The sequence below is a fragment of the Citrobacter sp. MNAZ 1397 genome (genome assembly GCF_023613995.1).
Classification (GTDB): domain Bacteria; phylum Pseudomonadota; class Gammaproteobacteria; order Enterobacterales; family Enterobacteriaceae; genus Phytobacter; species Phytobacter ursingii.
Genome location: NZ_JAKIVH010000004.1, coordinates 298,535 through 311,682 on the forward strand (window position 1 = coordinate 298,535; position 13,148 = coordinate 311,682).

The 13,148-nt window shown below is 54.0% G+C and carries 14 protein-coding genes; 5 read left to right on the plus strand and 9 right to left on the minus strand.

Going from position 1 to position 13,148, the window contains the following annotated elements; genetic code table 11:
• Positions 1-51: 51 nt before the first annotated feature.
• On the minus strand, positions 52-690 hold the full coding sequence (locus tag L2097_RS20955; protein ID WP_250353611.1) for an NAD(P)H-binding protein: 639 nt from the start codon (positions 688-690) through the stop codon (positions 52-54).
• A gap of 118 nt (positions 691-808) precedes the next feature.
• Between L2097_RS20955 and L2097_RS20960 the strand changes: the two genes are divergently transcribed.
• Positions 809-1,327, plus strand: coding sequence for a type 1 glutamine amidotransferase domain-containing protein (locus tag L2097_RS20960; RefSeq protein ID WP_047372977.1), 519 nt, complete (start codon positions 809-811; stop codon positions 1,325-1,327).
• On the opposite strand, the gene L2097_RS20965 is transcribed toward L2097_RS20960, so the two are convergent.
• Positions 1,307-1,750 (minus strand): YhbP family protein, encoded by a 444-nt coding sequence (locus L2097_RS20965; protein WP_047372976.1) that lies wholly within the window; start codon positions 1,748-1,750, stop codon positions 1,307-1,309. The two genes, L2097_RS20960 and L2097_RS20965, sit on opposite strands and share 21 nt — an antisense overlap.
• 53 nt (positions 1,751-1,803) lie before the next feature.
• Here L2097_RS20965 and L2097_RS20970 point away from each other — a divergent pair, with 53 nt between their 5' ends.
• Positions 1,804-2,106 carry a GIY-YIG nuclease family protein gene (locus tag L2097_RS20970; RefSeq protein ID WP_250353612.1) on the plus strand — a complete coding sequence of 101 codons (303 nt, stop codon included), beginning with the start codon at positions 1,804-1,806 and terminating at the stop codon, positions 2,104-2,106.
• Here the strand turns inward: L2097_RS20970 and L2097_RS20975 are convergent.
• Positions 2,093-2,596, minus strand: coding sequence for a GNAT family N-acetyltransferase (locus L2097_RS20975; RefSeq protein WP_250353613.1), 504 nt, complete (start codon positions 2,594-2,596; stop codon positions 2,093-2,095). The two genes, L2097_RS20970 and L2097_RS20975, sit on opposite strands and share 14 nt — an antisense overlap.
• Positions 2,590-3,114, minus strand: coding sequence for a ubiquinone anaerobic biosynthesis accessory factor UbiT (ubiT, locus tag L2097_RS20980; protein WP_047372973.1), 525 nt, complete (start codon positions 3,112-3,114; stop codon positions 2,590-2,592). Before ubiT ends, L2097_RS20975 begins: the two co-directional genes overlap by 7 nt.
• A gap of 240 nt (positions 3,115-3,354) precedes the next feature.
• Between ubiT and ubiU the strand changes: the two genes are divergently transcribed.
• The 3 genes from ubiU (at position 3,355) to L2097_RS20995 (ending at position 6,388) form a co-directional block, all read left to right on the plus strand.
• Complete coding sequence (gene ubiU / locus L2097_RS20985; protein ID WP_085005593.1) at positions 3,355-4,350, plus strand: ubiquinone anaerobic biosynthesis protein UbiU; 996 nt, start codon at positions 3,355-3,357, stop codon at positions 4,348-4,350.
• An 8-nt stretch (positions 4,351-4,358) separates the two neighbouring features.
• Complete coding sequence (locus tag L2097_RS20990) at positions 4,359-5,237, plus strand: U32 family peptidase (RefSeq protein WP_250353614.1); 879 nt, start codon at positions 4,359-4,361, stop codon at positions 5,235-5,237.
• Between the two features lie 143 nt (positions 5,238-5,380).
• Positions 5,381-6,388 (plus strand): luciferase-like monooxygenase, encoded by a 1,008-nt coding sequence (locus L2097_RS20995; RefSeq protein WP_085005591.1) that lies wholly within the window; start codon positions 5,381-5,383, stop codon positions 6,386-6,388.
• Between the two features lie 86 nt (positions 6,389-6,474).
• Here L2097_RS20995 and mtr read toward each other — a convergent pair whose 3' ends face one another.
• The 5 genes from mtr to pnp all read right to left on the minus strand — a co-directional run bounded on the left by mtr (position 6,475) and on the right by pnp (position 13,084).
• A complete protein-coding gene (mtr, locus tag L2097_RS21000; RefSeq protein ID WP_250353615.1) occupies positions 6,475-7,719 on the minus strand; it encodes a tryptophan permease in 1,245 nt (414 codons plus the stop codon).
• Positions 7,720-7,855: 136 nt separating this feature from the next.
• On the minus strand, positions 7,856-9,775 hold the full coding sequence (locus L2097_RS21005) for a DEAD/DEAH family ATP-dependent RNA helicase (RefSeq protein ID WP_085005589.1): 1,920 nt from the start codon (positions 9,773-9,775) through the stop codon (positions 7,856-7,858).
• Positions 9,768-9,848, minus strand: a complete 81-nt coding sequence (gene yrbN / locus L2097_RS21010) for a protein YrbN (protein ID WP_103245196.1) — start codon at positions 9,846-9,848, stop codon at positions 9,768-9,770. The genes L2097_RS21005 and yrbN overlap by 8 nt, the downstream gene beginning before the upstream one ends.
• Before the next feature lie 107 nt (positions 9,849-9,955).
• Positions 9,956-10,840 carry a lipoprotein NlpI gene (gene nlpI, locus L2097_RS21015; protein ID WP_047372967.1) on the minus strand — a complete coding sequence of 295 codons (885 nt, stop codon included), beginning with the start codon at positions 10,838-10,840 and terminating at the stop codon, positions 9,956-9,958.
• 108 nt (positions 10,841-10,948) lie between these two features.
• Positions 10,949-13,084, minus strand: a complete 2,136-nt coding sequence (gene pnp / locus L2097_RS21020; protein WP_047372966.1) for a polyribonucleotide nucleotidyltransferase — start codon at positions 13,082-13,084, stop codon at positions 10,949-10,951.
• Between the last annotated feature and the right edge of the window lie 64 nt (positions 13,085-13,148).

A 13,148-nucleotide genomic window follows, 5' to 3' on the forward strand; every position in this document is an offset into this window, starting at 1 on the left:
GGATTTAGTTATCCGGCGAATAGTACTCCTGCGCTATTTATTTGAAAATGATTAATCACCTGCCATGGCGCGCAACCGGGCAGAGGAGAGAATCTCCACGCGCTCCAGGGAAGGGGAAAAGGCCGCTTTCAGCATCGCACTGGCAACATCCTGCGCATCAATGGATTTCCAGTTCCCCGGCATGATGCGAAACAACGGTGCCAACAGTGATTCGTTAATACGACGTTTTTCGCGCTCTCCCACCAGCATCGACGGACGCACAAGGGTCAAACGCTCCCATTCTTGCTTCATCAGCGCATTTTCCATCTCACCTTTTACCCGATTATAGAAAAAAGGCGAACGTGCATTTGCACCCAGCGAACTGACCACCAACATATGCCGCGCCCCCAGACGTAACCCTGTTAACGCCGTATCGACCACCAGGGTGAAATCGGCATGTATAAAGGCCTCTTTGCTACCCGCTTCACGTCGTGTCGTTCCCAGGCAGCAAAAAACGGTATCAATGGGCTCCGTGACCATCGAGAGCGCATCACTTAACTGCGGGTCGTAAGGATTGAACACGCCAGAGATGGGTTCTAATGGCCGACGCGTAGGGGCGGTAATGGCATTAACGCGGGCGTCATTCACCAGCATCCGTAATAAGATCCCGCCAACCAATCCGGTCGCGCCCGTTATCAATACCCGACTCATACCCTCTCCTTTTGCAGAATAGTCTGTCTTGCAATGTCATCGCCCTGAACCAGGCTTAGTAGTCCTGATAGTCATTATTGTTGAAAATGACCAGCCTGAGCTGAATAACGGAGGATACATGAGCAAGAAAATTGCAGTCTTGATCACCGACGAGTTTGAAGATTCAGAATTTACGTCTCCGGCAGAGGAGTTTCGTAAAGCAGGCCACGAAGTGGTCACCATAGAGAAGCAGGCGGGCAAGACAGTGAAAGGTAAGCAAGGTGATGCCAGCGTCACCATTGACAAAGCGATTGATGATGTCCAACCCGCCGATTTTGATGCCCTGCTTCTGCCTGGCGGACATTCGCCAGATTCTCTGCGCGGCGACAATCGTTTCGTCACTTTTACCCGCGATTTTATCAACAGTGGGAAACCTGTCTTTGCCATCTGCCACGGGCCGCAACTGTTAATCAGCGCCGACGCCCTGCGCGGCAGAAAATTAACGGCGGTGAAACCGATCGTGGTAGATGTAAAAAACGCGGGGGGCGAATTCTACGACCAGGAAGTGGTGGTTGATAATAACCAACTGGTCACCAGCCGTACTCCGGACGATCTCCCCGCGTTTAACCGCGAAGCGTTACGGCTGCTGGGTGCCTGAGTCACGGATCCAGTGAAGCTTTTTACCAAAGCCCAGTGTGTTATCGGTGAATTTCAGCTCGGTGAGGCGAATTTCCCACATCGGCGCCGATAATACGCGGGCAACGGGAAAGCGTCGGTTGTACTGCGCACGCGGGCCGGCGCTTTCCGTCTCCTCAAGACGACGTATCTCTCCGGTAAACTGCACGCCGCGAATGAGTGCGACCGTCTTCGGTTGCCCATTCACAGTTCCGGCGATGTTCGCCTGGAGGCCGGTCATTTGCGAATGACGCGTATGATCCTCACTCAGAAGATAAAATGCGACCTTCTGCGGATCATAGATATAAAAGGCATTGGCACACCACAATTCCCCCCTGTTGGCCACACACCAGGTCACAACATGCTGCTTCGCCAGCCAGCGACTAATGGCCGCAAGAGTTTCCATTTCTCTTCATCCTCGTGTTATTTTTCTTTCACATTAGCACAATGAATGACGTTATGACGCTCTGGTCTCTTTATCTCATCCGCACCGCGGACAACCGTCTCTATACCGGTATTACCACCGATGTGGCGCGTCGTTTTATGCAGCATCAGAGCGGCAAAGGGGCAAAAGCACTGCGGGGAAAAGGCGAACTTATACTGGTATTTTCCGCGCCAGTAGGAGAGCGCTCGCTGGCGCTGCGTATGGAATATCGCATTAAGCAACTGACAAAACGTCAGAAGGAGCGCCTCGTCGCCGAAGGTGGCATCTTTGAAGCGCTGCTAGAAAGCCTGGTACCGCAGCCAATTAAAAGCGATTAAAGTGCTCGTGGTATTCCACCAGCCCTTTGACGTGACTTAACGCATCGTCTGCCAGCGGGTGGAGCTGGAAAGCGCTTTCGGTATCTGGCCAACGACAATGCAAACCGAACTTCGCCGCAGGCTCAAAACCTAAATGACCGAAGAAATCTGGGCTACCCAGCGTCACCACGGCGGCATAGCCAAACTCATTCAGTGAATCCAGCCCTTCATATACCAACTGGCGCGCAAGGCCCTGGCTGCGATAAGCCTCATCGACGGCCAACGGCGCAAGGCCGACCCACTGTAAATCTTCGCCCTGCACGGCAACCGGACTGAATGCGACATAACCGATGACCTGCCCTTCATCATCCGTTGCGACAAGTCCAAGCGTAATTAAGCCGTCTTCGCGCAGATCGTGCACCAGAGTTGCTTCGCGCTCATCCGCAAAAGTGCGGCGCAACAGCGCGTCGATTCCCGGTGCATCAATCCCAATTTCTACTCGAATCAGCATGGTTCACCTACAGAAGGTTGTGGCGTTGAGGTCGGCGTTTGCAGGCCGGCTTCAACAAAATCCGCCAGTTGCAGCAGCATGACGCGAAGTGCTTTTGGCATCTGCTCCAGCTCAATGGCGTCCATCAGGTTTTTCACATACAACCCCAGTTCCGTGTCGCCTTCAATGACCAGTCGGCGTTGAAAGAACAGCGTATCCGGATCCTGTTTACGTGCAGCAATCATCAGCAGATCGCTGGCATCCGCGCTGAAACTGACATCAGCTACGGCAGACTCTCGCACGATTAATCGTGAATTTTCAACCGAGGTATACCACGTCAGGCCAATATCGCGTACCTGAATACTTAACCAGCGGCCTTCAAGAAACTCCAGCTCCCCGTCCGCCAGCGCCTGCTGGAACTGCCAACATAAGACCTGCTCAAGAACCTGCCGTTTAATGGCGAAAGGCGTCAGCTTAACCGGCACGCTCAACAAAGACGGGCCTGAGTGCACAAGACGTGAGCGCAGTTTTTCCAACACGAGCGTTACTCCCTGAAATGAAAATTCCTTCTATTTTGCCATATCAGATAAACGACATAGCGGCGTAAATCAACAATTACGTAAGAAGAATGCCTCGATTATTGATGTCACCAATACACAATTAACTGCCTCAAATCAAAAATTGTCGCTACCAGGTTAACTAAAATCCCAGTTCGTTAACAATTTAGCGCCCCTCGTGGGCTGCCAGGGCCAATACAGCCCCTGATTTCAGGATAAATTATGGAGTTGCTCTGCCCTGCCGGAAATCTTCCGGCACTCAAAGCTGCCATCGAAAACGGTGCCGATGCCGTCTATATCGGCCTGAAAGATGATACCAACGCCCGCCACTTTGCCGGTCTCAATTTTACAGAAAAGAAACTGCAGGAAGCGGTCAGTTTTGTGCATCAGCACCGACGTAAATTGCATATCGCAATTAATACCTTCGCGCACCCGGATGGCTATCAACGCTGGGAGCGCGCGGTGGATATGGCGGCGCAAATCGGGGCGGATGCGTTGATTCTCGCCGACCTTGCGATGCTGGAATATGCTGCCGCTCGTTATCCCCATATCGAACGCCACGTTTCTGTGCAGGCATCGGCGACCAATGAAGAGGCCATTCGCTTCTATCATCGCCATTTTGACGTTGCCCGCGTTGTCCTGCCCCGCGTCTTGTCTATTCATCAGGTTAAACAATTAGCCCGCACCACCCCTGTGCCGCTGGAAGTCTTTGCCTTTGGCAGCCTGTGCATCATGGCAGAAGGTCGCTGCTACCTCTCCTCTTACCTGACGGGGGAGTCACCAAATACCGTGGGCGCCTGCTCTCCGGCACGTTTTGTGCGCTGGCAGCAAACCCCGCAGGGGCTGGAATCGCGCCTCAATGAAGTGTTGATTGACCGCTACCAGGATGGTGAAAACGCAGGCTATCCGACGCTGTGCAAAGGCCGCTATATGGTCGATGGTGAGCGCTATCACGCGCTGGAAGAGCCCACCAGCCTCAATACGCTGGAATTATTGCCTGAACTGCTGGCCGCCAATATTGCCTCGGTAAAAATCGAGGGGCGTCAACGCAGTCCGGCCTATGTGAGCCAGGTGGCCAAAGTCTGGCGACAGGCCATCGACCGCTGCATTGCCGATCCGCAGAACTTCGTACCGCAATCCGCCTGGATGAACACACTGGGCGCAATGTCAGAAGGCACGCAGACTACACTTGGCGCTTACCATCGCAAATGGCAGTAGGAAATACGATGAAATATTCACTTGGACCGGTGCTCTGGTACTGGTCGAAAGAGACGTTAGAGGCGTTTTACCAGCAAGCCGCAACCAGCAGCGCGGACGTGATTTACCTTGGCGAAGCGGTGTGCAGCAAGCGTCGCGCCACCAAAGCAGGCGACTGGCTGGATATGGCGAAACAACTGGCCGACAGCGGCAAACAGGTCGTGCTCTCGACTCTCGCGCTGGTGCAGGCCTCGTCTGAGCTTAACGAACTCAAACGCTATGTCGATAACGGCGATTTCCTGCTGGAGGCCAGCGACCTCGGCGTGGCGAACCTGTGCGCCGAGCGCAAACTGCCCTTCGTCGCGGGACATGCGCTTAACTGCTACAACGCCGTTACGCTGCGTCTTCTGCTTAAACAAGGCATGATGCGCTGGTGTATGCCGGTAGAACTCTCCCGCGACTGGCTCATCAACTTGCTCGATCAGTGTGAAACGCTGGGTATCCGCGATCGGTTTGAAGTGGAAGTGCTGAGTTACGGACACCTGCCATTGGCGTATTCTGCGCGCTGCTTTACCGCACGCTCGGAAGACAGGCCAAAAGATGAGTGCGAAACCTGCTGCATTAAGTATCCCAATGGACGCCGCATGCTGTCGCAGGAAAACCAGCAGGTGTTTGTGCTTAATGGCATCCAGACCATGAGTGGTTACGTTTACAACCTGGGCAATGAGCTCAAGTCGATGGCGGGTATCGTGGACATGGTACGTTTGTCACCCATGGGCGAGGATACGTTCGCCATGCTCGACGCCTTCCGCGCTAATGAACATGGACAAGCCCCATTGCCGCTGACCGCAAACAGCGACTGTAATGGCTACTGGCGTCGCCTGCCGGGTCTGGAGCTCCAGGCCTGAGAAACCGCTCACTTTGTTAACAACGGTAATCAGATTTTAATGCACTATTAAAGATGCAGCTTTTCTGGCCGACGCATCCTGGATGCGCCAGGCTGGAAGAAGACCTTCAATCTGATGACTATGCTGTAGCAAAGTGAGCCGTTATGACTGACAAAACGATTGCCTTCTCGGTGCTGGACCTGGCACCGATCCCACAGGGCGCTTCTGCCAAAGATGCCTTCGCCCATTCACTTGATCTCGCCAGGCTTGCTGAAAAGCGTGGATATCACCGCTTCTGGCTGGCTGAGCACCATAATATGGTGGGTATCGCCAGTGCGGCGACGTCTGTCCTGATTGGTTATCTGGCGGCCAATACCACCTCTCTGCATCTGGGATCCGGCGGTGTCATGCTGCCAAACCATGCTCCGCTGGTGATTGCCGAACAGTTCGGAACACTCAATACGCTCTATCCGGGTCGTATCGATCTGGGGCTTGGACGCGCGCCAGGCAGCGATCAACCGACGATGCGGGCACTGCGTCGCCATATGAGCGGCGATGTGGATAATTTCCCGCGCGATGTTGCCGAACTGGTGGACTGGTTTGATGCCAATGACCCGAATCCGCACGTTCGCCCGGTTCCGGGTTATGGCGAGAAAATTCCGGTGTGGCTGCTCGGTTCGAGCCTGTATAGCGCCCAACTGGCGGCACAGCTCGGACTGCCGTTTGCGTTTGCCTCGCACTTTGCACCGGACATGTTGTTCCAGGCGTTGCATCTGTATCGCACCCAGTTCAAGCCTTCCGCACGACTGGAAAAACCGTATGCCATGGTGTGTATCAATATCGTTGTGGCGGACAGTAATCGCGATGCGGAATTCCTGTTTACCTCCATGCAGCAGGCTTTCGTGAAATTGCGCCGTGGAGAAACCGGCCAGTTGCCACCACCGATCCAAAATATGGATCAGTTCTGGTCGCCATCCGAGCAATACGGCGTACAGCAGGCGCTGGGGATGTCTCTGGTGGGCGATAAGGCGAAAGTGCGTCACGGGCTGGAGTCTGTACTGCGCGAAACGCAGGCCGATGAGATTATGGTTAACGGGCAAATCTTTGATCACCAGGCGCGTTTGTATTCGTTTGATTTAGCGATGCAGGTGAAAGAGGAGTTGGTGGGGTAGTTTTTTGCCGGATGGCGGCTTCGCCTTATCCGGCCTACGCGATCCCTGTAGGCCCGGTAAGCGTAGCGCGCCACCGGGCTTTATGTTTATTGATACACAGGCAGCAGGTTGAAGCTCGACAGGACATGTACCAGCGCATTGCCCACGCCAAACACCAGGATTAGCGCAATCATTGGCTTGCCGCCCCAGACGCGAAAACGTGGGCTGCCAAAACGTTTACGCGATGCGCGGGCCAGTAAAGCCGGCACAATGGCCGCCCAGATGGTCGCCGCCAGCCCCGCATAGCCAATCGCATAGAGAAAGCCATTCGGCCACAACAAACCACCGACAATCGGTGGCAGAAACGTCAGCAGCGCGGTTTTAAAACGCCCCAGCGCCGAATCATCAAAACCGAACAGATCGGCAAGATAATCAAACAGGCCCAGCGTTACGCCGAGGAAAGAACTCGCCACCGCAAAGTTGGAGAAGACCACCAGCAACAGATCCAGGCTACGGCTGTTCAGTACGCCGCTTAATGCCTGCACCAGCACATCAATGTTGCCACCCTTCCGGGCAATATCGATAAACGCCGGGCGCGGAATATTCCCCATCGTGCCCAACAGCCATACCATATACAGAACCAACGCCAGCAGCGTGCCGTATACCAGGCAACGCACAATAGTGCGCGGATCTTTACCATAGAACTTCATCAGGCTTGGCACATTGCCATGGTAGCCAAACGATGCCAGACAAAACGGCAGGGTCATCAGCAAATACGGGGTATAAGATGCGTTGCTTTCCGCCACGTTGAATAAGGTCTCAGGCTGAACATGCCCCAGCAAACTGCCGAAGGTCAGGAAGAAGGTGATGACTTTCGCCCCCAGCACAATCGCCGTCATCCGGCTCACTGCACGGGTGGATAGCCAGACGATAAACGCGACCAGCAGCGCAAACCCAAGGCCTGCGACACGAGGCGGGACATTTAACGACAGCTCAGCAAAGGTGTGGTGCAGAATGGAACCACTCGCCGAAATATAGGCGTAGGTCAGAATATAGAGCACAAACGCGATGGACAGCCCGTTGATCGCATTCCAGCCGTTGCCCAGCAAATCTTTGGTAATGGTGTCGAAGCTGGCACCAATGCGGTAATTGAGGTTCGCTTCCAGAATCATGAGCCCGGAATGCAGCATACAGAACCAGGTAAACACCAGCGCCGCTATCGACCAACAGAACCACGCGCCTGACATGACCACTGGCAGTGAAAACATCCCCGCGCCAATAACCGTACCGCCAATAATCACCACACCAGCAAGCAATGAAGGGGTAGCTTGTGTGGTTGTCAGTGTTGCCATGTTTCTTCTCCAGTAAGGTAAAATGCCGCTGCATTGTACCAGTACAAGAGTACATAACAGATAAAAGAAACCCCGATGTTTTGCACCGGGGTTGTATTAATTACTTTACGAAGTGTAAAGCTGACTTACTGAGCGATTATGCGTCACCGAAACGACGACGGCTGGTGCCTTCTTCGCGGTCGCGACGCGGCGCGCGACGTTCACCACTGAAGCTACGGCCTTCACCGCGACCGCCTTCACGACGCTCACCACCGAAGCTGCGACCACCTTCACGACGTTCGCCACCACCGAAGCTGCGGCCACCTTCACGACGCTCACCGTTACCACGGCGCTCACCACCGCGGTCAGGACGCGGCTGTGCATCGCCCAGCAGTTGCATGTTCATCGGCTTGTTCAGGATGCGGGTGCGAGTAAAGTGCTGCAGTACTTCGCCCGGCATGCCTTTCGGCAGCTCAATGGTAGAGTGGGTACCGAACAGCTTGATGTTACCGATATAACGGCTGCTGATGTCGCCTTCGTTAGCAATCGCGCCAACGATATGACGAACTTCAACACCATCATCACGGCCAACTTCAATACGGTACAGCTCCATTTCGCCCGCATCACGACGTTCACGACGCGGACGATCTTCACCGTTACGATCGCCACGCGGAGCACGATCGTTGCGGTCACCACGGCGCTCGAAGCGCTCATCACGGTCGCGGAATTCACGACGCGGACGGCGTTCAATAACCGGATCCGGCGGCAGAATCAGTGGACGCTCGCCCTGTGCCATTTTCAGCAGTGCTGCGGCCAGAGTTTCGATATCCAGCTCTTCTTCCGGCTGCATTTTAGCCAGCAGAGCGCGGTACTGATCCAAATCGCTGCTTTCCAGCTGCTGCTGTACTTTCGCGGCGAATTTTTCCAGACGGCGTTTGCCCAGCAACTCAGCATTCGGCAGTTCAACTTCCGGAATGGTCAGCTTCATGGTGCGTTCGATGTTACGCAGCAGACGACGTTCGCGGTTCTCAACGAACAGCAGCGCACGACCAGCACGACCTGCACGACCGGTACGGCCGATACGGTGAACGTAAGACTCGGAATCCATCGGGATGTCATAGTTAACAACCAGGCTGATACGCTCAACGTCCAGACCACGTGCTGCCACGTCGGTTGCAATCAGGATATCCAGACGACCGTCTTTCAGACGCTCCAGCGTCTGCTCACGCAGCGCCTGGTTCATGTCGCCGTTCAGCGCAGCGCTGTTATAACCGCTACGCTCCAGCGCTTCCGCCACTTCCAGGGTCGCGTTTTTGGTACGAACGAAGATGATCGCCGCATCAAAATCTTCTGCTTCCAGGAAACGTACCAGCGCTTCGTTTTTACGCATGCCGTACACAGTCCAGTAGCTCTGGCTGATATCCGGGCGCGTGGTCACGCTGGACTGAATGCGCACTTCCTGCGGCTCTTTCATAAAGCGGCGGGTGATGCGGCGAATCGCTTCCGGCATGGTTGCAGAGAACAGCGCGGTTTGATGACCGTCCGGGATCTCTGCCATGATGGTTTCAACGTCTTCGATGAAGCCCATACGCAGCATTTCATCGGCTTCGTCCAGCACCAGACCGCTCAGTTTAGAGAGGTCCAGCGTACCGCGTTTCAGGTGGTCAAGCAGACGACCCGGGGTACCGACAACAATCTGCGGCCCCTGGCGCAGTGCGCGTAACTGCACGTCATAACGCTGGCCGCCATAAAGGGCAACCACGTTCACGCCGCGCATATGTTTAGAGAAATCTGTCATGGCTTCGGCAACCTGAACCGCCAGTTCGCGGGTCGGCGCCAGCACCAGGATTTGCGGTGCTTTCAGCTCAGGATCAAGATTGTTCAGCAGCGGTAATGAAAACGCTGCGGTTTTGCCGCTACCCGTCTGGGCCATACCCAGAACGTCGCGACCGCCCAGCAGATGCGGAATGCACTCTGCCTGAATTGGAGATGGTTTTTCGTAACCCAGATCGTTAAGGGCTTCAAGGATAGGAGCCTTCAGGCCCAGATCTGCAAAAGTGGTTTCGAATTCAGCCATGTAGTACGTGTGCCTCGATATTAATGGCGGCCAGTCTACATAACTCATCGTGAAAATTTTCGGTAATTTTCATTAAAAGTGTGAACCGGCTCAAAGTAGGTGTATTAACGAACAACAACGCCCTCACCCGCGAAGGTGATGGCAATCAAGATAATGATTACGGGCTGATGTGTACGTCAGCTATTGCTGGTCCGATTCTGCCAGGTCATCTTGCTCCTGGCCCAAGAGCGCTAATTCCAACAATGCATAACGGTGCTCAACAAAATTGTGAACGTTGTTAGCCACCGCTAATTTGAACAGAGCCGCAGCGCTGTCCTTTTCCCCCAGACTTAGGTAGTACTTACCTAAATAGAAGTTGGTTTCACTGAGATGCTCAGCGAGCGAGGTGTTATCCGTTGCGTCTGCCTTCAGGCGGTTCATTAGCTCTTGTTCGCTAATATCGCCAAGGTAGAACTCGACAATGTTCCATCCCCATTGCTCTTTGCCCGATTTTTCGAAGCGTTGTTTCAGCGCTTCTTTAGCCTGCTTCTCATCAAGCTTCCGCTCAACGATGTAAAGCCACAGACTCCGGAAAGGGTCATTGGGATCGTCTTGATAAAACGCCAGCAGATCATCTTGCGCTAACTTATTGCGACCGCCGTAATATAATGCGATACCGCGATTCAAGTGCGCGTAGTTGTAAGTTGGATCAAGCTCAAGTACAGAATCAAACGCTTCATAGGCAGCATCAAAATTGCCTGCCTGCGTTAAATAAATGCCTAAGTAATTGAATACTTCAGGCATATCCGGTCGGATAGCCAGCGCTTGTGAAAAATCATTTCGCGCCAGTGCCCTCAGACCGAGACTATCATACAATACTCCGCGCTCATATAAAAGCTGTGCGCGTTCATCATCGGATAAAGCCCGACTGGCAAGAATTTGTTCCATGCGCGCCAGAATCACTTCTTGCTGCAAAGTCGGTTGCAATGGCACCGCGAGGACTTCGCTCTTACGCCAGGCAGAGTTGCTGCATCCTGCCAGCGTTAAAGCTGTCGCAACGAAACACCAGCGCAAAAAAGGCTTCATTTCCCACTCCCGAAGACAACAATTGGATGAACGTCCTGTCCCCCGGCTGCAAACACGGCGTCCTGCCAGTTAAATAGCCCCCCGCTTACGCGGAGGGCAAACACCATTTTACTCGCCCTGCTCTGCTTGCGGCGCTTCCGGCGCGGCTTCAGGCTGAGTTTGTTCAGTGGCTTCTTTAATGCTCAGACGGATACGGCCCTGGCGATCAACTTCCAGAACTTTCACCGGTACTTCCTGGCCCATCTGCAGGTAGTCGGTCACTTTCTCAACGCGCTTGTCAGCAATCTGAGAGATGTGAACCAGACCTTCTTTACCGCCGCCAATGGCAACGAATGCGCCAAAGTCAACGATACGGGTCACTTTACCGTTGTAGATACGGCCGACTTCGATTTCCGCAGTGATCTCTTCGATGCGACGGATAGCATGTTTCGCTTTATCGCCGTCGGTCGCTGCGATTTTAACGGTACCGTCATCTTCGATTTCGATGGTGGTGCCGGTCTCTTCGGTCAGCGCACGGATAACAGAGCCACCTTTACCGATGACGTCTTTGATTTTGTCCGGGTTGATCTTGATGGTGTGGATACGCGGTGCGAATTCAGAAATGTCGCCACGCGGCGCGTTGATCGCCTGTTCCATCACGCTCAGGATGTGCAGACGAGCACCTTTAGCCTGGTTCAGCGCAACCTGCATGATCTCTTTGGTGATGCCTTCAATTTTGATATCCATCTGCAGTGCAGAGATACCGTCGCGGGAACCCGCTACTTTGAAGTCCATATCGCCTAAGTGATCTTCATCGCCCAGGATGTCAGAAAGAACAACGAAGTTGTCGCCTTCTTTCACCAGGCCCATCGCGATACCCGCAACGGCCGCTTTGATTGGCACGCCAGCGTCCATCAGTGCCAGAGAGGCACCGCACACGGAAGCCATGGAAGAAGAACCGTTGGATTCGGTGATTTCAGATACCACGCGAACGGTATACGGGAATTTTTCCATTTCAGGCATAACAGCCAGCACGCCGCGTTTCGCCAGACGGCCGTGACCAATTTCACGACGTTTCGGCGAGCCGACCATACCGGTTTCCCCTACAGAATACGGAGGGAAGTTATAGTGGAACAGGAAGGTATCAGTACGCTCACCCATCAGTTCATCAATGATCTGCGCATCGCGGGCAGTACCCAGTGTTGCAGTCACCAGAGCCTGAGTTTCACCACGGGTAAACAGTGCGGAACCGTGGGTACGCGGCAGTACGCCAGTACGCACATCCAGACCACGGATCATGTCTTTTTCGCGACCATCGATACGCGGTTCGCCAGCCAGGACGCGGCTACGAACAACATTTTTCTCGATCGCGTGCAGGATGTCGCCCAGCTCGTTAGCATCCAGCGTTTCATCTTCTGCAACCAGCGCAGCAACAACATCAGATTTAATGACATCAACCTGAGCATAACGCTCTTGTTTGTCAGTGATGCGGTAAGCATCGCTCAGACGCGCTTCTGCCAGAGCAGCAACACGCGCGTTCAGCGCTTCGTTGACGGCTTCCGGCTGCCAGTCCCAACGCGGTTTGCCCGCTTCTTTTACCAGATCATTGATGGCCTGGATAACAACCTGCTGCTGTTCGTGGCCAAATACGACTGCGCCCAGCATCTGGTCTTCGCTCAGCAATTCAGCTTCGGATTCAACCATCAGTACCGCACCTTCGGTACCCGCAACAACCAGGTCCAGCTTGCTGGTTTTCAGTTCTTCCTGGGTCGGGTTCAGTACGTATTGATCGTTAATGTAACCCACGCGCGCTGCGCCAATCGGGCCGTTGAACGGAATACCTGACAGAGACAGTGCCGCGGAAGCACCAATCATAGAAACGATATCAGGGTTAACCTGCGGGTTAACGGAAACCACGGTTGCAATAACCTGAACTTCGTTAACAAAACCTTCCGGGAACAGCGGACGAACCGGGCGGTCAATCAGACGCGCAATCAGGGTTTCGCCTTCGCTTGGACGGCCTTCGCGACGGAAGAAGCCACCCGGAATTTTACCCGCAGCGTAGGTACGCTCTTGATAGTTAACCGTTAAAGGGAAGAAATCCTGGCCCGGTTTAGCTTTTTTAGCACCCACAACGGTAACGAATACCGCAGTGTCATCCATGCTAACCATAACAGCGGCTGTCGCCTGACGCGCCATCATGCCGGTTTCCAGTGTCACGGTGTGTTGGCCGTACTGGAATTTACGAACGATCGGATTAAGCAAAATATTATCCTTTCTTAATCTTGATGAATGACAGCAAACCCCAGGAATGCTGTCGTTTAAACCC